This is a genomic window from Rhizobium sp. SU303 (assembly GCF_021052345.1).
GTDB classification, from domain to species: Bacteria; Pseudomonadota; Alphaproteobacteria; order Rhizobiales; family Rhizobiaceae; genus Rhizobium; species Rhizobium laguerreae.
On the sequence record NZ_CP088095.1, the window covers coordinates 4,465,639 to 4,486,072 of the forward strand.

The 20,434-nt window shown below is 60.6% G+C and carries 19 protein-coding genes and 1 pseudogene; 5 read left to right on the forward strand and 15 right to left on the reverse strand.

The features are described from left to right. Positions 1-66: 66 nt before the first annotated feature. Genes RlegSU303_RS21990 through RlegSU303_RS22000 form a run of 3 tightly spaced genes read right to left on the reverse strand, consistent with a single transcriptional unit; the run spans position 67 to position 3,129 of the window. The gene (locus RlegSU303_RS21990; protein WP_168279271.1) at positions 67-1,884 is read right to left on the reverse strand and encodes an ABC-F family ATP-binding cassette domain-containing protein; all 1,818 of its coding nucleotides are present in this window, start codon (positions 1,882-1,884) and stop codon (positions 67-69) included. 3 nt (positions 1,885-1,887) lie between these two features. Continuing rightward, on the reverse strand, positions 1,888-2,544 hold the full coding sequence (locus RlegSU303_RS21995; RefSeq protein WP_017962520.1) for a thiamine diphosphokinase: 657 nt from the start codon (positions 2,542-2,544) through the stop codon (positions 1,888-1,890). Positions 2,545-2,601: 57 nt separating this feature from the next. Beyond that, a complete protein-coding gene (locus RlegSU303_RS22000) occupies positions 2,602-3,129 on the reverse strand; it encodes a MarR family winged helix-turn-helix transcriptional regulator (RefSeq protein WP_026158935.1) in 528 nt (175 codons plus the stop codon). Between the two features lie 116 nt (positions 3,130-3,245). On the opposite strand from RlegSU303_RS22000, the gene RlegSU303_RS22005 reads away from it, so the two are divergent. Then, a complete protein-coding gene (locus RlegSU303_RS22005) occupies positions 3,246-4,784 on the forward strand; it encodes an MDR family MFS transporter (RefSeq protein ID WP_017962522.1) in 1,539 nt (512 codons plus the stop codon). Positions 4,785-5,173: 389 nt separating this feature from the next. Then, positions 5,174-6,718 (forward strand): M48 family metalloprotease, encoded by a 1,545-nt coding sequence (locus RlegSU303_RS22010; RefSeq protein ID WP_168279274.1) that lies wholly within the window; start codon positions 5,174-5,176, stop codon positions 6,716-6,718. A gap of 112 nt (positions 6,719-6,830) precedes the next feature. Here RlegSU303_RS22010 and RlegSU303_RS22015 read toward each other — a convergent pair whose 3' ends face one another. From RlegSU303_RS22015 to RlegSU303_RS22035, 5 genes are all read right to left on the reverse strand, one after another. Beyond that, the gene (locus RlegSU303_RS22015) at positions 6,831-7,694 is read right to left on the reverse strand and encodes an RNA polymerase factor sigma-32 (protein ID WP_012759432.1); all 864 of its coding nucleotides are present in this window, start codon (positions 7,692-7,694) and stop codon (positions 6,831-6,833) included. 378 nt (positions 7,695-8,072) lie between these two features. Next, positions 8,073-8,645, reverse strand: coding sequence for a CarD family transcriptional regulator (locus RlegSU303_RS22020; RefSeq protein WP_003543775.1), 573 nt, complete (start codon positions 8,643-8,645; stop codon positions 8,073-8,075). A 393-nt stretch (positions 8,646-9,038) separates the two neighbouring features. Continuing rightward, complete coding sequence (gene fdxA / locus RlegSU303_RS22025; RefSeq protein ID WP_003543777.1) at positions 9,039-9,377, reverse strand: ferredoxin FdxA; 339 nt, start codon at positions 9,375-9,377, stop codon at positions 9,039-9,041. Between the two features lie 194 nt (positions 9,378-9,571). Then, the gene (locus RlegSU303_RS22030; RefSeq protein WP_168279276.1) at positions 9,572-9,976 is read right to left on the reverse strand and encodes an RNA-binding S4 domain-containing protein; all 405 of its coding nucleotides are present in this window, start codon (positions 9,974-9,976) and stop codon (positions 9,572-9,574) included. Positions 9,977-9,978: 2 nt separating this feature from the next. Further along, positions 9,979-13,251, reverse strand: a complete 3,273-nt coding sequence (locus RlegSU303_RS22035; RefSeq protein WP_231283310.1) for a helicase-related protein — start codon at positions 13,249-13,251, stop codon at positions 9,979-9,981. An 808-nt stretch (positions 13,252-14,059) separates the two neighbouring features. Between RlegSU303_RS22035 and RlegSU303_RS22040 the strand changes: the two genes are divergently transcribed. Both RlegSU303_RS22040 and RlegSU303_RS22045 read left to right on the forward strand, forming a co-directional pair. Next, positions 14,060-14,215 carry a DUF3309 family protein gene (locus RlegSU303_RS22040; protein ID WP_017962528.1) on the forward strand — a complete coding sequence of 52 codons (156 nt, stop codon included), beginning with the start codon at positions 14,060-14,062 and terminating at the stop codon, positions 14,213-14,215. A gap of 27 nt (positions 14,216-14,242) precedes the next feature. After that, entirely contained in the window at positions 14,243-14,503 is a 261-nt protein-coding gene (locus RlegSU303_RS22045) for a YMGG-like glycine zipper-containing protein (RefSeq protein WP_003543792.1), read from the forward strand. Between the two features lie 576 nt (positions 14,504-15,079). Here the strand turns inward: RlegSU303_RS22045 and RlegSU303_RS22050 are convergent. Beyond that, a complete protein-coding gene (locus RlegSU303_RS22050; RefSeq protein ID WP_017962530.1) occupies positions 15,080-15,805 on the reverse strand; it encodes a beta-ketoacyl-ACP reductase in 726 nt (241 codons plus the stop codon). A gap of 71 nt (positions 15,806-15,876) precedes the next feature. Further along, positions 15,877-17,058 carry an acetyl-CoA C-acetyltransferase gene (locus RlegSU303_RS22055; protein WP_028742653.1) on the reverse strand — a complete coding sequence of 394 codons (1,182 nt, stop codon included), beginning with the start codon at positions 17,056-17,058 and terminating at the stop codon, positions 15,877-15,879. A gap of 238 nt (positions 17,059-17,296) precedes the next feature. On the opposite strand from RlegSU303_RS22055, the gene phaR reads away from it, so the two are divergent. Further along, the gene (gene phaR, locus RlegSU303_RS22060) at positions 17,297-17,869 is read left to right on the forward strand and encodes a polyhydroxyalkanoate synthesis repressor PhaR (protein ID WP_029870831.1); all 573 of its coding nucleotides are present in this window, start codon (positions 17,297-17,299) and stop codon (positions 17,867-17,869) included. Here the strand turns inward: phaR and RlegSU303_RS22065 are convergent. From RlegSU303_RS22065 to mtgA, 5 genes and pseudogenes are all read right to left on the reverse strand, one after another. After that, entirely contained in the window at positions 17,864-18,271 is a 408-nt protein-coding gene (locus RlegSU303_RS22065; protein ID WP_003543801.1) for a hypothetical protein, read from the reverse strand. The two genes, phaR and RlegSU303_RS22065, sit on opposite strands and share 6 nt — an antisense overlap. Before the next feature lie 145 nt (positions 18,272-18,416). Beyond that, positions 18,417-18,602, reverse strand: a complete 186-nt coding sequence (gene rpmF, locus RlegSU303_RS22070; RefSeq protein ID WP_003543812.1) for a 50S ribosomal protein L32 — start codon at positions 18,600-18,602, stop codon at positions 18,417-18,419. 155 nt (positions 18,603-18,757) lie between these two features. Beyond that, positions 18,758-19,405 carry a glutathione S-transferase family protein gene (locus tag RlegSU303_RS22075; RefSeq protein WP_168279280.1) on the reverse strand — a complete coding sequence of 216 codons (648 nt, stop codon included), beginning with the start codon at positions 19,403-19,405 and terminating at the stop codon, positions 18,758-18,760. Between the two features lie 13 nt (positions 19,406-19,418). Then, a pseudogene (locus RlegSU303_RS22080) lies at positions 19,419-19,505 on the reverse strand (DUF1868 domain-containing protein); the annotation flags it as partial. 92 nt (positions 19,506-19,597) lie between these two features. Beyond that, entirely contained in the window at positions 19,598-20,335 is a 738-nt protein-coding gene (gene mtgA, locus RlegSU303_RS22085) for a monofunctional biosynthetic peptidoglycan transglycosylase (RefSeq protein WP_027668537.1), read from the reverse strand. Positions 20,336-20,434: the final 99 nt, after the last annotated feature.

A 20,434-nucleotide genomic window follows, 5' to 3' on the forward strand; every position in this document is an offset into this window, starting at 1 on the left:
ACCTTATGCCGCAGGACGACACACTGACGAATCAAGGAAAAGTGAGCCTCGAGCCTCGAGAAAATCTCAGCCTTCCAGCTTTTCCCGCAGCATTTCGAGCTCCAGCCACTCTTCTTCCATGTCAGTCAGGCTGGCGCGCAGTTTCTCCATCTCGCCGGCAAGCCGGTTGAAGGCTGCAGGATCGCGCGTGAAAAGATTGGGATCTGCCATCACCTGTTCGCGCTTGGCGATTTCGGCTTCGGCCTTCGCCATTTCCTTCGGCAGGTTTTCCAGTGCGAATTTCTGCTTGAAGGAGAGCTTGACCTTCGAGCTGCCTGAAGCTGTTGCTTGCTGGGTCTTCGGCTTCTCCGCCGCCTTCTCGGCCCTCTTACGCTCCTCGAGCGCGCCCTTGCGCTGTACAAGCATGTCCGAGTAGCCGCCGGCATATTCGATCCAGCGACCATCAGGCGCATCCGGCACGGCGGGTGCAATCGTCGAGGTCACGGTGCGGTCGAGGAAATCGCGGTCGTGGCTGACGAGAATGACGGTGCCGGGAAAGCCGGCGACAATTTCCTGCAGAAGATCGAGCGTTTCGATATCGAGATCGTTGGTCGGCTCGTCGAGGATCAAGAGGTTCGTCGGGCGCGAAAGGATGCGTGCCAGCATCAGCCGGGCGCGTTCGCCGCCAGAGAGGTTTCTGATCGGCGTACGCGCCTGTTCCGGCTGAAACAGAAATTCCTTCATGTAGCCGGTAACATGACGCTGCTCGCCGTTGACGAGCAGGTTTTCGCCGCGCCCATCCGTCAGATAGTTGGCAAGCGTATCCTCGGGGTCGAGATCCTCGCGTTTCTGGTCGAGCGTCGCAATCTCCAGATTGGTGCCGAGCTTGACGATGCCGCTATCGGGTGAAAGCTGCCCGGTCAACATCTTCAGCAGCGTCGTCTTCCCGGCGCCGTTCGGCCCGACCAGACCAATGCAGTCGCCGCGATGCACGCGGATCGAAAACGGCGTGACGATTGCCCGCTCGCCGAAGCTCTTGGTGATCTTGTCTGCCTCGATCACCAGCTTGCCAGATTCCTGCGCGTCCGAAACCGTCGCCTGCACCGTGCCCTGCGGCCCCTTGTGGCCGCGATAGTTCGAGCGCATTGTCTGCAGCTCGCCAAGACGGCGCATGTTACGCTTGCGCCGCGCCGTGACGCCGTAGCGCAGCCAATGCTCCTCACGCTCGATCGACTTGCCGAGCTTGTGCTGCTCCAGCTCCTCGGCCTCCAGCACCTGGTCGCGCCAGGCTTCGAAATGCGCAAAGCCTCTGTCGAGCCGGCGTGAGGTGCCGCGGTCGAGCCAGACGGTTGCCGTCGAGACTTTTTCGAGGAAACGCCGGTCGTGCGAGATCAGCACCAAAGCGCTACGTGTCTTTTGCAGCTCGCCTTCCAGCCATTCGATGGTCGGCAGGTCGAGATGGTTGGTCGGTTCGTCGAGCAGAAGAATGTCCGGCTCCGGTGCCATAACCCGGGCAAGGGCTGCGCGCCGCGATTCGCCACCGGACAGCATTTTGGGGTCTTCATCGCCGCTCAGCCCGAGATGCGACAGCAGATAGGTGACACGATAGGGGTCATCGCCCGGCCCGAGGCCAGCCTCGGCATAGGCCTGCACCGTGTTGAAGCCGGCAAAATCCGGCGCCTGCTCGAGATAACGCACCGTCGAGGACGGATGGCGGAAGACCTCGCCGGACTGCGCCTCGACCAGGCCGGCGGCAATCTTCAGCAGCGTCGATTTTCCCGAGCCGTTACGCCCGACGAGACAGATTTTGTCACCGGGCTCGATCTGCAGGCCAGCACCCGCCAGAAGCGGTGCACCGCCAAAGCTCAGGAAGATATCGTCGAGTTTCAGAATGGGAGGGGCCAAAAATCAGACTCCGGAAAGATCATAGGGCCGGGCGAGCACAATTGCCCGGCCGCTGCGGAGCGAAAAGCGAACCTTGCCTTCCGCAACATTGGAAATGGTGCGCGACGAGCCGAAAGGCAGATGGAAATCTGCCAGCGGATAACGCGCATTCTCGATGGTAAGCCCTCTCAGCTCGCTGAATCCGGGCACGGAAAACAGGCTGCCTTTGGGAAGGTCCAGTTCGATCGTACCGGCCACCAGCGGCACGGCCTCTTCCTTGCCCGAGGTCAGCAGCAGGTCGAAACCCTCTTCTGCCAGGCTGACGGCCGACAGCAGATGCTGAAGCGCGTGGTCGGAACGTTCACCGCCGAGCGCACCGGCCAGGATGAGCCGCCGCGCACCCCGCGCGATTGCTTCCGCCACTGCGATTTCGCCGTCCGTCGCCGCCTTCGCGGCCGGATAGGGCTGTTTCGGCACATCGGGAAATGCACCCGCGAGATCATCAGGTGTCGAATCGAAATCACCGACCCAGAGCTCCGGCGTAATACCGAGTGCTGCCGCATGCCGCATGCCGCCATCGGCCGCAATGAAGCGGCTGTCTTCGATGGCATCGCGCAGGCGCTCCGTCAGGCTGAGTTCGCCGCCAAGGAGAATGGTGAAGGTGGATTGGCTCATGGGCATTGCCCTTAGCGCAAACGAGGGGTCGAGGGGAAGGGCCGGCGAACGACGGCGTCTGCCTCAGCCCGGCGTATCCTTGTCGCGCGACAGGAAAACCGCCTCGTAGCCGCCGATGAAGCGCTCGAAAAGCGCTGCGAAGCGCTCGACATCTTCCTGCGGCCAGTCCGAAACAATTTCGGAAATGATCGCAAGCTTCTGCGCGACGATCTCGGCAAGCAGGTCCTGGCCGACCTCGGTCATGACGACGACGATCCGCCGCGCATCGGCCTGTGAGGCCTCGCGGCGCAATACGTTGCGCCCGACCATGTCGGCCACCACCCGGCTTGCCCGTGACGGATCGATGCGCAGCATCTCCGCGATCATGCCGACCGTGACCTCGCCGGCAGGCTGCGCCCTGCGCACGGCATCGAGCACGTCGAGATGCGAAAGCTCGAGGCCCGGTGCAGCACTCTGGATCGCCAGCCGGCCGATTAGCCGCCGCCCGGTCATCAGCCGCATGCGCGCCATGCTCCGGCCGATACGCGGCACGTTTTCACGATCCGGCTCGGCCGGCTCCGCAGAAGGGGTCTTGGTCAGGACGTCGCTCATCACAGGACCATAACAGAGCCGATTCAAAAATTGAATATGCCGATGTCATTAATGTGCCATTGACAATTATATGCTGTTAGCACATAAAAGCACATCAACCTGGAACGATGCCTCCCATGGACATGCAACTCGCGCCTGCGCCGCTCGTGACGGATCCTCATCGCCGGCTTATCCTCTTCTTCTTCCTGATGACGGCCATGTTCATGGCGACGCTTGATAATCAGATCGTCTCCACGGCTCTGCCGACGATCGTCGGCGAATTCGGCCATCTCGAGCGCTTCGGCTGGATCGGCTCGGCCTATCTCCTATCGCTGAGCGCCGTCATGCCGGTCTACGGCAAGCTCGGCGATCTGTTCGGCCGCAAATACGTGATGATGACCGCGATCATGATCTTCACCGTCGGATCGACAGTCTGCGGCCTTGCGGTCTCGATGGACACGCTGATCGCCGCCCGCGTGCTGCAGGGCCTTGGCGGCGGCGGCATCATGGTGTCGATCTTCGCCGTCAATGCCGACCTGTTCGAGCCGCGCGAGCGGGCTCGCTACCAAAGCTATTCCAGCCTCGTGCTGATGGCATCGGGCGCGATCGGCCCGGTGCTCGGCGGCACGATGAGCGATCTCTTCGGCTGGCGCTCGATCTTCCTCGTCAACGTGCCGATCGGCTTCATCGTGCTCACCGGCCTTGCCTTCATGCTGCCCTACCGCAAACCGCATCGCCGCCCCAAGATCGATTATGCCGGTGCGCTTCTGCTTGCCATGACGACGACAAGCATCGTGCTTGCCACCGACAGCAGCGAACTGTTCGGTGCACTGATTTCGCCTGAGAGTATCGGCATCGTCGTCTTCGGCGTCGTCTGTGCGGTCACCTGGGTGTTCGTCGAGCGCCGTGCGCCCGAACCGATCGTTCCCCTGCAGCTGTTTCGCAATTCGACCTTCAGCCTGCTCCTGGTGATCTCGATCATGGGCGGCGCCATCGCCATCGGCATGGTCAATTATCTCGCCCTCTTTCTGCAGACCACGACCGGCCTTTCGCCGTCTGCCGCCGGCCTGCTCTTCATCCTTCTGACCGGCGGCCTCGTCTGCGGGTCGCTTTCCGCAGGCCGCATCATCTCGAAGACGGGGCGCTACAAGCCCTTCGCCATTGCAAGCCTCACCTGCAGCGCCATCGCCTTCGCACTGATGTCGCAGATCCACGCGGGAACGCCGATCGCCTTTATTGGCGCGGTCATGATGCTGCACGGCATCGGCATCGGCCTTGCCCAGCAGGTTCCCGTCATCGGCGTACAGAATGCAGCACCCGCCCGCGACGTCGGCGCCGCCACCGGCTCGGTGACGCTGTCGCGCATGGGCGGCGCCTCGATCGCCATTTCCATCTATGGCGCCATCATCGCCTCTCAGCTCGGCAAGGTCGGCATTTCCATTCCCGGCGTCGCCGATATCGAGCAGCTGACGCCGAAAATGATGGCCGCCCTTCCCGAAGCGAGCCGCCAGGCCGTCGCCGATACCTATGCCGCCGCTTTCTCGCCGCTCTTCATGACTTCCTGCGCCATTGCGCTGATCGGCCTTGCCGCCGCCATCATGCTGAAACCCGTGCCGCTGCCTCGCGCCGGGGAGACCACGAAGCCGCAACCGGCGACGGCGGAAGCTGCCGAATAGTCGAATCGTTACTGCGAGAGGATGCTTCATCGGGAGACGTTCCTCTCGATGCCTATATCAAAGGTTGCAATTTTCTCGCAGGACTGTCGCTATCGAGCCGGTTGCTTCAATCGGGCCGTTCTTTTTCCGCACCGTCGACGAATCTCCGCTTTGTGACGGAACTTTCGCCATAATTTCATCCGAGCGAAAGGAAGCCTTAATGCCTGAGGCTTGCTAAAATGCAACGGCGCCACATTTAAACGAAGTCTCGCTATGCAACCGATGCGTAAATCAGCTACAGCAACGACTTGTATCGGCCGATTGTGCAGCGCGAGATCAGGGGTGCGCACCTGTTGAGTTCCCCTTGCCACGGTCGGTCCGAATCTGCGGCAAACCGGCAAAACAGCGACATGATGCGGAGAATCAGACTGGACAGCTTGACGACGTGGAAATCGCCCGCGCTTTCCAGTGATGCCATCTCCGCGCCGCGGCGCTTCGCGCGTCGCATGATGCTGCTTTCGGCCCTCGCAATGGCGCTGAATGGCTGTCAATCGCTGATCGACCAATCCTATCAGCCCAGTGTTTCGCCTTCTTCCAATCCGCAGATCGTCGACGAGGTGCAGAAGAACGATCCGCGCGCAGCGATGGGCGCCCGTGAGCATCCGCGCATCGTGGCCAGCTACGGCGGCGAATACAAAGACGCCAGAACCGAGCGCCTCGTCGCCCGCATCGCCGGCGCGCTGACGGCGGTGTCGGAAAATCCGAGCCAGTCCTACCGCATCACCATCCTGAATTCGCCGGCGATCAACGCCTTCGCGCTGCCGGGCGGTTATCTCTACGTCACCCGCGGCCTGCTCGCCCTTGCCAACGACGCCTCGGAAGTCGCCGCTGTGCTGTCGCACGAAATGGGTCATGTGACGGCAAACCACGGCATCGAGCGGCAGAAGCGCGAAGAGGCCGAGGTTATCGCCAGCCGCGTCGTCGCCGAGGTCCTGTCCAGCGACATCGCCGGCAAGCAGGCGCTTGCCCGCGGCAAACTGCGGCTCGCCGCCTTCTCCCGCCAGCAGGAACTGCAGGCCGATGTCATCGGCGTGCGCATGCTCGGCGAAGCCGGCTACGACCCCTATGCCGCCGCCCGGTTCCTCGATTCGATGGCCGCTTACAGTCGCTTCATGTCGGTTGATCCCGAAGCCGACCAGAGCCTCGACTTCCTGTCGAGCCATCCGAATTCGGCCCAACGCATCGAACTTGCCCGCACCCACGCCCGCGCCTTCGGCCAGGAAGGCTCGGTCGGCGACAAGGGTCGCAATTATTATCTCGACGGCATAGACGGACTGCTCTACGGCGACAGCCCGGAAGAAGGCTATGTGCGCGGCCAGACCTTCCTGCATGGCGGTCTCGGCATCCGCTTCGACGTGCCGCCGGATTTCCACATCGACAACAAGGTCGAAGCGGTGATGGCCACCGGCCCGAACGACATTGCCGTCCGCTTCGACGGCGTCGCCGACAATCAGAACCAGAGCCTCACCAACTATATCTCCAGCGGCTGGGTGACCGGTCTCGACCCGTCGACGATCCAGCCGATCACCATCAACGGCATGGAAGCGGCCACCGCGCGCGCCAGCGCCGACCGCTGGGATTTCGATGTGACCGTGATCCGCAACAATTCGCAGATCTTCCGTTTCCTGACCGCCGTGCCGAAAGGCAGCGGCGCCCTCGAGCCAACGGCAAATGTGCTGCGCGCGAGTTTCCGCCGCATGACGCCGGCAGAAGCCGCCTCGCTGAAGCCGCTGCGCATCCGCGTCGTCACCGTCCGGCCGGGTGAGAACATCTCGACACTCGCCGCCCGCATGATGGGCACAGACCGCAAGCTCGATCTCTTCAAGCTCATCAACGCCCTGCCCACGGGTGCAGCCGTTGCAACAGGCGATCGCGTCAAGATCATCGCCGAATAAAAAAGGCCCGGCTTGCGCCGGGCCAGTCTGTGCTGCTGGAGGGGATGAAACATCTGGCGCAAACTGTGCGGCGGTTTTGCGACAATGACCGAAAGCGCAACGCGCTTTCGGTTCAGGCGTAGGCCGCCATATGCGGATCGGCGCTGACGAGCGCGCTGCGAAGCTTCTCCATCGCCCGGCTTTCGATCTGACGCACGCGCTCCTTGGAAATGCCGAGATCGGCACCGAGCTCTTCGAGCGTGGCACCGTCTTCCGCCAGGCGCCGGGCACTGATGATCTTCATCTCGCGTTCGTTGAGGTGCTTCAGCGCCGAGGCCAGCCAGACGCGACGGCGCTCGCCGTCGATCATGTTGGAAACCTGCTCGTCCGGCAGGGGATCGTCGCTGACGAGGAAGTCCATCTTCTCCGCGCTCTCGGCATCGCCGGAGACCGAAGGCGCCTGCAGCGAGGCGTCGTTGCCGGAAAGCCTGGCATCCATTGTCTGCACATCGGAGAGGCTGACGCCGAGGGCCGCGGCGATTTCCTGGTGAATGGATTGCAGCGTCAGCTGCGTGTCGCCCTTGGCGAGCTTGGCGCGCAGACGGCGCAGATTGAAGAACAGCGCTTTTTGCGCGGAACTTGTACCGCCGCGCACGATCGACCAGTTGCGCAGGATATAATCCTGGATCGACGCCCTGATCCACCAGCTTGCATAGGTGGAAAAGCGCACGTCGCGTTCCGGCTCGAAGCGGGCGGCGGCCTCAAGCAGACCGACATAGCCCTCCTGCACCAGATCGCTCATCGGCAGGCCGAAATTGCGGAACTTCCCGGCCATGGATATGACGAGGCGCATATGAGCCATGGCGATCTGGTTGCGCGCGCCGCGATCGTCGTGATCTTTCCAACGAGTGGCGAGATCGTGCTCTTCCTGACGGGCGAGATAAGGCGCGGCCATCGCGATTTTGATCATGCGCCGATCTGCAGACATGTTCTTCATTTCGATCTCCCGAAACAGGCCTCTCGCCCTGAAATGAACAATAAAACTCATCTTCCGGAACGTCGCTGTCCGGATTGAATGGGGTTCTGAATGCATAAAAGCCTCGCCCCTGGACTTTTCAGGGGGAGGCCCTATTTCTCATCATGTGCCGGTAAGACGGCTGGGCAGGATCTGTTTCTTCACCTTGCCGGATGGGCAATATAGAAAAGGCATGACCCGCTCCTCATCGAACATTGACGGAATAGCAGTTCGCCCGTGAGGCCATTGCCCGACGAGCAGTCCGCAATTACGTGTGATAAACGCGGCAGTCGGGAAAAAGTTCCAATAAAAAAACCCGGCTCGAAGGCCGGGTTTTTTGACAGAAAAAACAGGGTCGCTTTATGCGGCTTCGTCCTGTGAATCGTCTTCTTCGATCGCCTTGCCGCGCTTCGGACCCTTGTTGAGATTGGTCTCGACGAGGCGGACGGCTTCGGTTTCCGACATCTTGTTGACCGCGGCGATTTCGCGCGCCATGCGGTCGAGCGCAGCCTCATAAAGCTGGCGCTCGGAATAGGACTGTTCAGGCTGGTTCTCGGCACGATAGAGATCGCGCACGACCTCAGCGATGGAAATCAGGTCGCCGGAATTGATCTTGGCATCATATTCCTGGGCGCGGCGGGACCACATGGTGCGCTTGACGCGCGCCTTGCCCTGCACGACCTTCAAAGCACGCTCGACGAAATCCGTTTCCGAAAGCTTGCGCATACCAATGCTCATCGCCTTCGCGACCGGAACCTTCAGACGCATCTTGTCCTTCTCGAAATCGATAACGAAAAGTTCGAGCTTCATGCCGGCAACTTCTTGCTCTTCGATAGCGGTGATGGTACCGACGCCATGAGCGGGGTAGACGATCGATTCACCGGTCTTGAAGCCGTGACGTGCTGTAGAAGGTTTTTTCTGCTGAGTCGTCATTCTATTCAAAAACTCCCTGTTACGCTTCCGGCGGCGGCCGGAGCCGGGTCAGTCAGGCCCGGGTGAGACGGTAGTATCCGTCGGGTGACTTCACTCTGGTCCCATCGGGCAAAAGCAAAGACTTCTTGCGCACGATCTTGGGACCCGGCGCTCAAAGCGTTGATATGTCACGGAAACCGTGTACGGATTTGTTTTGCTTTCGTGATGGTTTTGGGCATGCGTTATGCCACAAATGGAACAGTAGACGAAACCTATCATAAAAATATGAGGAAATCAATAATTTGCTTCGCTTGAGTCATGCGGGCAACACATGTCACCCATATGCCTCACGCAGCTTTTAAAACGTTTTGCCCCGCGGTCGCCCGAATCCGGGGCCCGAATGTGGGCGCTGTCTCAATCGCCGGAACCGGGCTTCTCCGAAAAATACTTTTCGAATTTTCCGGTCTCGCCATCCATGTCCTTGGCCTCGGGCAACGGGTCCTTCTTGACCGTGATATTCGGCCAGATCGTGGCATATTCGGTATTGATTTTCAGCCATTTGTCGAGGCCCGGCTCGGTATCGGGCTTGATCGCCTCGGCGGGACATTCAGGTTCGCAGACGCCGCAATCGATGCATTCGTCGGGGTGGATGACGAGGAAATTCTCGCCCTCATAGAAGCAGTCGACAGGGCAGACTTCCACGCAATCGGTGTATTTGCACTTGATGCAATTGTCGGTCACGACATAGGTCATGAAGAACTCCAGGATTTCCATGCGGATGGGGCCGGGCAACCTGGAACGTCGCGCCTATCCCCGTGCCGGAGGAAAAGCGTGAGCAGGCTTGGGAGGCAAGCACGCTTCCGGCAGGTTGTCAGTGACCTATCGGCTTTATCACCGGATTTCAAGGATAAACGATCTGCAAAAGCCGCCGCCGCAGACAGAGTTTTCTAATCCTCGTCCGACATCAGCCTGTCGATTGCACGTCTTTCCTTTTTGGTCGGACGGCCGGTGCCGGTGGCCCGGATCGCCTGCTCGTAGGGCGTGAGACGTTTTGCCTCATCGGGCGGCGGGGATTGGTCGTCGTAGAGCAGGCGCGCCTCCTCGTAGGGCCCCCGCCGTTCGCCGGCAAGGCGCATGACGAGAACGACATCGCGCCGCTCCATCGTCAGCTCGATACGGTCGCCCGGCTTGATCATCTGGCTTGGATGGCTGCAACGCTCGCCGTTGATACGCACATGGCCCGATTGGATATGGCTCTGCGCCAGCGAGCGCGACTTCACCATGCGCGCGAAGAACAGCCACTTGTCGATGCGCTGGCGCGAACCGCTTGTCGGCTGTGTCTCCCCGCTCATGATTACTTCTTCATCTGCTCCTTGAGAGCTGCAAGCTTGGCGAAAGGCGAATCCGGATCGATCGGCTTCTCCTTGCGCGGCGGCTTGGCCTCGAAGCGCAACGGCTGCGAGCCACCCCGATTGTTGTTGCGGTCGTTGCGATCGTTACGCTCGCCGCGATCCTTGCGATCGCCACGGTCCTGCCGGTCACCGCGCGGCTGGTCGCCCCGTGGTTGGTTATTGCGGTCGCCTCTTGCCTGCTGCGGCCGGCCGCCATCGCGGCCGCCACCCTCGTTGCCGCGGTTCTGGCGATTGTTGTCGCGGCCGTCACCATTGCGGTTGCCCTCGCCGCCTTCACCGCCGCCCGGCCGGCGATTGCGGTCGCCGCGCTCCTGGTTTTGACCGCGCTGCTCGCCCTGGCCGCCACGGCGTTCGCCATGCCCGCCGCGCCCCTGGCGCTGATTGTCGTTGCGACCGCCAAGTCGCCACAGAAGAACCGGCTTCGGTTCCGTCGGCTCGCCGGCTTCCCCAGGAGCAGGTCCTGCTTCCTCGGAAGCCGATACCGCTTCCGCAGGAGCGGAAGTTTCTTCGGCAGCTGAGGCTTCCACGGGAGCGAGTGCCTCGATCGCCTCGGCCGGAGCAGGGCTTTCGACCGCTTCCGTCACCGACGCGTCGGCCACCGCCGAAGCCGCCTCGGTTGCGGATGGCTCGGCAGCAGTCTCTTCCGCGGCGCCATCGGCATCGTCGTGATCGGCCTTCTCGGCTGTCTCTTCCGCAGGCGCTTGTGCGCTGGCGGCAGGCACTGAGGCGGCATCCTGCGCCGCAAGATGGACCGATGCCTCTTCCGCCTTCACGGCATCGGCGCGATAGCCGAGACCCTTGAGGATTTCTTCCATGTCCTCGAGCGTCGCCCCGAGGATCGACAGCATCGCCGTCGTCGTCGTGAAGCGGCGGCCGTCATAGGCGCCCTCCGGGCGGTTGTTCTGACCGGGCTTCCACTGCAGCAGCGGACGGATGATATCGGCAAGCCGTTCCAGGATGTCGATGCGCACGGCACGCTTGCCGAGGAAACGGAAGCCGGCGAGCTTGTAGAACATCCGCTCATAGCTCGGATCGGTGACCACGGAGGTGCGGCCGGCGGCAAGCACCGGAATGAGATCGCCGTAGCCCGGCTTGTCGAGACCGTCGTTCTTCAGCGCCCAGAGCAGCGTGATGAGTTCGGCCGGCGCCGGCTTCAGAAGTGCGGGAACGAAGATATGATAGGCGCCGAAACGCACGCCGTAGCGGCGCATGGAGGCGCGGGCCTCCTGGTCCAGCGACTTCACCTCCTCGGTCACGTCGCGGCGGAACAGCACCCCGAGATTCTCGACGAGCTGGAAGGCAAGACCCTTGGCGAGACCCTGCAGATCCTCGGCACGCGACAGATCATCGAGCGGCTTCAGAACCGTGCTGATATGATGATTGACGAAGCGCTCGATGCGGGCGGCAACGTGATCGCGGGCATTGCCCGTCAGTTGTTCGTCGGCGAGCAGGATCACGCGCGGACGCATGATGTGATCGCTGCCCGAAAGCCGCGCCACCGGATCGCCCAGCCAACGGATCAACCCATCCGAACCGATCACCAGATCGCTGTTGCCGGCGGCATGCATCCGGGCCGCGCGGGCTTCGAACTCGAGCCCGAGCGCCTTCTGCGACGCAGCCTGAACCGCCTTGGCATCCGGTCCGTCCGTTCCCGCCACCGGCGTGAAACGGAATCCGCTCAACTGCCCTACATGATGTCCTTCAACGAAGACATCGCCATTCACACTGATTTCAGCTTCCAGCATCGCATTCTCTCTCAGGCGCTTCATGAGCACAGATGTCCTGCGATCAACAAAGCGTTTCGTCAACCTTTCATGTAACGCGTCGGACAATCGATCTTCGATTTCCCGCGTCTTTTCCTGCCAGTGTGTCGGATCGGCAAGCCAACCGGGCCGATTCGAAACGTAGGTCCAGGTCCTTATCTGCGCGATTCGCGCCGAAAGCGTGTCAATTTCGCCATCTGTTCGATCGGAGCGATGAACCTGCTCCGCAAGAAACTGCTCGTTCACCGTGCCATAGCGGACGAGATCGGAAAAGAGGGTCGAGATAAGATCGGCATGTTGTGCTGGGGTGATACGCCGATAGTCGGGAAGCGCGCAAGCCTCCCAGAGTTTTTCGACGCGCGCCGGCCTGTCGGCGAGATCGATGACCTCGGGATAACGCGAAAGCTGTTCCAGCGCCTGCTGGTCGACCGCAGGCAGCGCCCGCGTCAGCCCCGGCACGCGCGGACCCGCCTCGAGGCTGGCGCGCAGCGACGGGATGGAGGAGAAGTCCATCTCCGTCGTCCGCCACTGCAAAACCTTGACGTTGTCGAATTCGTGTCCTTCGATCCGCTGCACCAGCTCGTCGTCGAAGGGCGAGACTTGCCCGGTGACGCCGAAGGTCCCGTCCCGCACATGCCGCCCGGCGCGCCCGGCGACCTGGCCGAGTTCGCCCGGATTGAGATTGCGGAACTGGTAACCGTCGAATTTCCGATCCTGGGCAAAGGCGACGTGATCGACATCGAGGTTGAGGCCCATCCCGATTGCATCGGTCGCCACCAGATATTCGACGTCGCCCGCCTGGTAGAGCGCCACCTGCGCATTGCGGGTGCGCGGGCTGAGCGCGCCAAGCACCACGGCAGCGCCGCCGCGCTGCCGGCGGATGAGCTCGGCGATGGCATAGACCTCGTCGGCGGAGAAGGCGACGATGGCCGAGCGCTGCGGCAGCCGGGTGATTTTCTTCTGCCCGGCATAGAAAAGATGCGAAAGCCGCGGCCGCTCGACGATAGTGATACCGGGCAGGAGCTGCTGCAGGATCGGCCGCATCGTCGCCGCGCCGAGCAGCAGCGTTTCCTCGCGGCCGCGAAGATGCAGGATGCGGTCGGTGAAGATATGGCCGCGCTCGAGATCGCCGGCGAGCTGTACCTCGTCGATCGCGACGAAGGCGGCCCTGGTTTCGCGCGGCATCGCCTCGACAGTGCAGACGGAAAACCGCGCATTGGGCGGCGAGATCTTTTCCTCGCCGGTCACCAGCGCCACGTTGTGTGCGCCGACCTTCTCGACCACCCGTGTATAGACCTCGCGCGCCAGCAGCCGGAGCGGCAGGCCGATCACGCCCGTCCCGTGCGCGACCATGCGCTCGATGGCATAATGGGTCTTGCCGGTATTGGTCGGCCCGAGCACCGCGGTCACACCGCGCCCACTCAGAATCATCGGCTGCGAAGTCAGAGTCATGGATCCATGCAAATGAGGCGGGGTGGCCCCAGGAAAATCTCGGCTCCTCGATGGAAGCTGGACAACACATGGACAGCTGCCGCCGCAAACGCAAGGGCAGATTTCAAAATGCCTCAGGGATTACCACCTCTGCGAGTCGCCCGGAACGCCCGAATTTCCGATTCGGAACAGCGTGAGAACGAATCAGCGACGAATCGATGACTCACGCTGATTCAGCTTTTGTTCACGGCTAAGTATTGATTTTGAATCACTTTTTCCCACTAGATGCTGAATCGTGAGACTCTCTCCTGTTCGCACTTTCGCCGCCGTGAGTGACGATCTTCGCCCGATTTTGAACAGGCAAAAATCCGCCCGAAATTAACCTCTCGATCAAAGCCTGAACGAATCGGAGACGAATCGCTCACTCCATCGTTTTCACCTTTCGTTCACGGCCACCTCTGGTAGCGCTATCAGGCCCGGACACTAGACGCGGATCAGCGGCAGGAGCCGTCGCCCCGCTCCGCCGCACCGACGTTAATCCTTTGCGAGCCGGATTCAGACGGCGTTAAGTCGGGACGGCCAATTGTGGCGCGCCGATCAAAAACGGAACGAATCGCTGACGAATCGGCGACATCGCGATTTTCCTGCTTTGTTCACCGCAACATATTGTATTTAAATGTCTTTTTAACCATAGCGGTATTTTCCGAGATGACGGAAATTAAACCGTGAATCAGGCTTCGTCACATTTCCAGATCCTAACCGGGAACAAAAATCGCCAATGCGTGTTTCTCGTCCATCCAAATTGCGGATGAAATGAAGGAAACACACCATGCTTGGCACGATACTTCTTATTATCCTCATTCTGCTCTTGATCGGAGCCTTGCCGAATTGGGGTTATAGCCGTGGCTGGGGCTATGGACCTTCCGGCGGTTTGGGGCTAGTTCTCGTGATTATCATTATCCTTGTACTAATGGGCCGCATCTAAAGGCCAACTAACCTGGGGAGTTACGACATGATGAAGAAGATTGTTCTTATTGGTGCCCTCGTCGGCGCCTTGGCATCCTGCACAGCGACCGAGCAGGGTACGGCGATCGGCGCCGGCACCGGTGCGGTCATCGGCGGTGCTGTCACCAACAGCTGGGGTGGTGCCGCCGTCGGCGCCGTTGCCGGCGGCCTGACCGGTGCTCTGATCGGCCAGTCGGTCGAACGCCGCGGCTACTGCGTCTATCGCGACCGCTACGGCCGCCGCTACGAGGCCCGTTGCCGCTACTGATCGGCAAAGCATATCGGACTCCCAACGGGCGCTTCGGCGCCCGTTTTCTTTTGGCCGGTCGCATCCGTCAACGAGACGTTGACAATCGGTTGCGAAAGTCAAACCTACCGCCGCCCAACGGGCAGGCACATATTTCCTGCAGAGCATGATGCCGAAAAGTGTGATCGGTTTTCGGACGACATCATGCTCTCACTATAGAATGTAGAACAGGATTCAGATTTTAGGCCGACCCGGCCTAAAATCATGCTGTTCTAGAGCGCAACGGACAGTCAGAGCCGCCCGGCGCACCGGAAAGGAAACGCTTCCATGATTCAGATTTTGCTGAATTCCCTCGTCGCCGTTCTCATCGGGTCGGCTTTCCTGACGACCGCGATATCAGCCCTCAGCACCGATGATCCTTCGCTGCGCAAAGTTCCGGCCAGAGTTCGGCCACAGCGACGTCCGAACACAGACCGCCGCTCTTGATCTGCCCGAAAAGGCACCAGTACTCCGGCCACAAACCGGCATCACGAGAGACGTCCAAAAACAACGATAGCTTTGAATCTAATCTCTACTATCGACTCGAAGACAGAAAGCCTAGGCGAAGAACTGTCCGCCATTGGCCGTCAGCGTCGAACCGGTGATGAAGCCGGCGTCGTCGGAGACGAGGAAGGTGACGCAGCGCGCGATCTCTTCGGGTTCGCCGAGACGGCCGACGGGGATCTGCGGAATGATGCGTTCGTTCAGCACCTTCTCCGGCACGGCAAGTACCATTTCCGTTCCGATGTAACCGGGGCAAATGGCGTTGACGGTGATGTTCTTGTTCGCCCCTTCCTGAGCCAGCGCCTTGGTGAAGCCGAGATCGCCAGCCTTGGCCGCCGAATAGTTCACCTGGCCCATCTGGCCCTTCTGCCCGTTGATCGACGAGATATTGACGATACGGCCGAAGCTGCGGTCACGCATGCCGGTCCAGACCTGATGCGTCATGTTGAACAGGCCGGTGAGGTTGGTATTGATCACCTCGTGCCACTGCTGCTGCGTCATCTTGTGGAACATCGCGTCGCGGGTAATGCCGGCATTGTTGACGAGGATTTCGACCGGACCGATCTCGCTTTCGACCCTGGCAATTCCCTCGCCGCAGGCGAGGTAATCCGAAACATCCCATTTGAACACCGGAACGCCGGTAACGTCGTGGAAGGCTTTGGCCTTCTCGTCGTTGCCGGCATAGCTGGCGGCGACCCTGTATCCGGCATTTTTCAGTGCCATGGATATTGCCGCGCCGATGCCGCGTGTACCCCCGGTGACCAAAGCCACTCTGCTCATGTTCCGCTCCCCTTTTGTTTTTTGCTCCGCCGCTTGGCGGGATCTTCAATCAAACATGGATCGTATGCTATTTAAAGCGCTTCAAAGCACATGGCCACACCCATGCCACCGCCGATGCAAAGCGTGGCGAGACCCTTCTTTGCGCCGCGGCGCTTCATTTCGAACAGCAGCGTGTTGAGAACGCGCGCACCCGAGGCGCCGATCGGATGGCCGATCGCGATCGCTCCGCCATTGACGTTGACGATCGACGGATCCCACCCGAGATCCTTGGTGACGGCGCAGGCTTGCGCCGCGAAGGCCTCGTTGGCTTCGACGAGATCGAGATCGTTGACCGACCAGCCGGCCTTCTCGAGCGCCTTGCGCGAAGCCGGGATCGGTCCGGTGCCCATGATCTGCGGATCGACACCCGCCGTCGCCCAGGAAACGATGCGGGCGAGCGGCTGGATGCCGCGCCGGACTGCCTCCGCTTCGCTCATCAGCACCGCCACAGCGGCACCGTCGTTGAGGCCGGACGCGTTCGCGGCCGTGACCGTGCCGTCCTTGTCGAAGGCCGGGCGCAGCTTCCCCATCGCCTCTATCGTCGCGCCGTGACGGATATATTCGTCGGCATCGACCGTAACGTCGCCCTTACGTGTCTTGATGACATATGGGATGATCTCGTCGGTGAAGCGGCCAGCCTTCTGCGCCGCCTCCGCCTTGTTCTGCGAGCTGACCGCGAACTGATCCTGGTCGTCGCGCGAAAGCTGCCACTGACGCGCGACATTCTCGGCGGTGATGCCCATGTGGTAGCCGTGGAAGGCGTCGGTCAAGCCATCCTTGATCATCGTGTCGATCATCTTCATGTCGCCCATCTTGACGCCGCCGCGCAAGTGCGCGGCATGCGGGGCCATCGACATGGATTCTTGGCCGCCGGCAACGATGATCTTGGCATCGCCGGTGGCGATCTGTTGCATGCCGAGCGCGACCGCGCGCAGGCCCGAGCCGCAGAGCTGGTTGACACCCCAGGCAGTTGCTTCCTGCGGAATGCCGGCCTTCATCGCCGCCTGGCGGGCCGGGTTCTGGCCCTCGCCGGCGGCAAGCACCTGGCCGAGGATCACCTCATCCACCTCGCCGGCATCGACGCCGGCGCGCTCGAGCGCGCCCTTGATGACGGCCGCCCCGAGCTCATGCGCGAGGACCGTCGCGAAAGCACCGTTGAAGGCGCCGACTGCTGTTCGCCCTGCACTGGCGATGACGATGGATGGATTGCTCATGGGGACGCTCCTCGTTTTCGTCTCACTTACATAAGTCGAAACTGGCAAAGCTTGGAGCACAAGTCAAACGCGAAGACCGGCCGCCGTCATTTTTAGGCAAAGCCCGTCAAAGCCCGATTCATCTGCTCTGTTAAAGGTTTGCCGCATCGCACAAAGAGATTGTCACCGGGCTTCTTTTGCGTTTACAGTCTCAAATGGAGGAATATCCATAAATCAGACGGGGGTTCAGGAGACTGATATGGCGAAGCATGAGGGTCAGATCGTTATCAAGAAGTACGCCAATCGCCGCCTATACAACACAGGCACCAGCACCTATGTGACGCTGGAAGACCTGGCGGAGATGGTGAAGAAGGGCGAAGAATTTAACGTACAAGATGCAAAAAGCGGAGATGACATCACCCATTCGGTGCTGACCCAGATCATCTTCGAACAGGAATCGAAAACCGGCAACACGTTGCTTCCGATCTCCTTCCTGCGCCAGCTCATCACCTATTACGGCGACCAGATGCAGATGGTCGTGCCGAGCTTTCTCGAACATTCGATGCGCTCCTTCACCGAACAACAGGCCCAGATGCGCGAGCAGGTAAACCGCGCCTTCGGCGAAACGCCGCTCGGCAAGAACCTGCAGTTGCCGATGCAGATGGTCGAGGACCATGTTCGCCGTAACACCGAGCTGTTTCAGCAGGCGATGCAGATGTTCTCGCCCTTCATGACGCCGCCCGCCAAGGAAAGCCGCAAGGCCGAGGCCAAGGATATCGACGAGCTGAAGGAACAGCTCCGCGCCCTTCAAAACAAGCTCGACAACCTATAATCCGATCGAGACGTCCCGCCCGGCGCTCCGGATCGACACGGCAAAACCGCCGATGACATCGATCAGAGCGATCGTCATCAAAATGAAGAAGACCTGCGTCGCAGCATCCCGGACGAGCAGAAACTCGACCAGGAAGGCGATGAACACCAGCATCGACAGCATGTGGTTGACGAGATTGCCGGGACCGGTTCTGGTCGCTTTGAGGATTTCGAAGAACAGCACGACAAGGGCGATGACGATGAAAAGATCGCCGAGCGCCATGCTCCAGATCGCGCCCGAGATCATCGACAGCACGATGATATCATGTTGCAGTGCCGGAATGCCGCCATCGCCCATCAGGCCCAGCATCGCAAGATTGTAAAGAATAAACGGGATAATCATTAGGGGCATGGCGGCTATCATCGGCAATCTCCCAGCGCATCATGGAAGAATACTGCCGCAAACCCTTGCCCCACCGCAAGTCATTGCAAATATTATATTGTCGAAATGCAAAAGGCCGGCATGACGCCGGCCTTGAAACTTCGATCGGACAAGCCGAATCGGGAAATTATGCGCTTTCCTTCGGCGTCAGAACCTGGCGGCCGCGATACATACCGGTCTTCAGGTCGATATGATGCGGGCGGCGCAGTTCGCCGGAGTTCTTGTCTTCGACATAGGTCGGAGCCTTAAGGGCGTCTGCCGAACGGCGCATACCGCGCTTGGACGGGCTTGTTTTTCTCTTCGGTACAGCCATTTCTCTTACTCCACTTGCGGGCAAAACATTCCCACGGCCACACCGGCGGCCGAAACGGACATGTCGCGATTTCGGAATTTGGCGCGCTTATACATGCAAGGGGTGACCTTGACCAGTCCCCATGCGTATTTTTTGCAAAGCCGATGATTCCAGGCTCAGACTTCGTCTTCCGGCACGATCCAAGGCTCGGCGCGGGCCGCCTCTTCCCATTTCCGCCAGGCCGGATGCGCCTTCATGGTCTCCATATAGGCCAACGTATCGTTTCGGCTGACGAGGTCATAAATGTCGAACCGGTTGACGACAGGCGCAAACATCGCATCCGCCCCGCAGAATGCGCCAAACAGAAACGGTCCGCCGGATTGCTGCAGTAGGTCGCGCCAGATCGTCTCGATGCGGCTGATATCGGCGTCGACACCATCCGGCAACGCGATCCTGCCCTTCGGCCGGCGAATATTCATCGGGCAGGCACTGCGCAGCGCCCGGAAGCTCGACAGCATTTCCATCGAAACCGAACGGGCGAGCGCCCGCTCGGCGCGATCCCTCGGCAGAAGGTCGGCGTCCGGATAAAGCTCGGCGACATATTCGATGATCGCCAGCGATTCCCAGATCTTCAATGCGCCGTGCTGCAGCAACGGCACACGCCCGGTGGGTGAGATGGCCTTGATGTTGGGATTGCCACCCGCATAGTCGAAGGGGATGAGGACTTCCTCGAAATCGACACCGGCGCCCGTCAGCGCCATCCACGGCCGGAACGACCAGGAGGAATAATTCTTGTTGGCGATGTAGAGCGTCGGTCTGTCCATAGGCCTCTCCCGTTCAGGCTTCGAAATCGAAGATCAGCAATTCGTGAAGATGGTTCATGTCCTTGAGCACGCAGAATACCGGCGGGGCAAGCTCGAAAACAGGGCGCCTCGATGACGCTTGCCGCTTCTCATGATGCCGAAAACTGTGAGCGGTTTTCGGGCATCATCATGCTCTAATGACAAGTTCTGGTCTCAATCGTAGATGCACTTGATGTAATCGCCCGAACCTTGCGCACGCCTCTCGATCAAGCCGGCGAGCCGGCGAAGGCCTCGTCCGGGCTTGCCGGCATTGCGGTCGATCGGGTTCGGCAGCGAGACGGCAAGCAGCGATGCCTGGCGCCGCGTCAGCTTCGAGGCCGGCACCTTGAAATGGTGTTGGGCCGCCGCCTCGATGCCGTAAATGCCGGGACCCCATTCGGCGATATTGAGATAGATTTCCATCAACCGCCGTTTCGACAGAACGAAATCCGTGGTCACCGCGAGCGGAAGTTCCAGCGCCTTGCGTACGAAGGAGCGGCCGTTCCAAAGGAAGAGGTTTTTCGCCGTCTGCATCGGGATCGTACTGCCGCCGCGCGTCGCCTGACCTTTCAGCGTATCCTCGACCAGCATGCGCATTTCCGCCCAGTCGACACCGCCGTGAAAGCAATATTGCCCATCCTCCGACATCATCACCGACTGCACCACAACAGGGGCGATCTTATCAAGCGACACCCATTGCCTGTCGTAGCCACGCAGCAGCACGAGATCGCGCAGCATCAGTGTCGAGACGGGGTGAATGAAGGGCAGCAGATAGAAAAAGATCAGCGCATAGGGAAGGATCAGCACGATCAGCACGGCAAGAACAATGCGTTTCAACACACGCCTGTCTTCGAACCATCGCCGACGAGCCGGCATGTCGACGCTGTCCTCTCTCTCCGGCGCTATATCCAATGTCCCCAGTCCGATTTCGCTCCTGTGGTTCTCATAACGCCTGTGCGGAGCTTATGCCAGAGTGCGCGGCGAATCTTGCTGCCGCCATCGACAATTCCG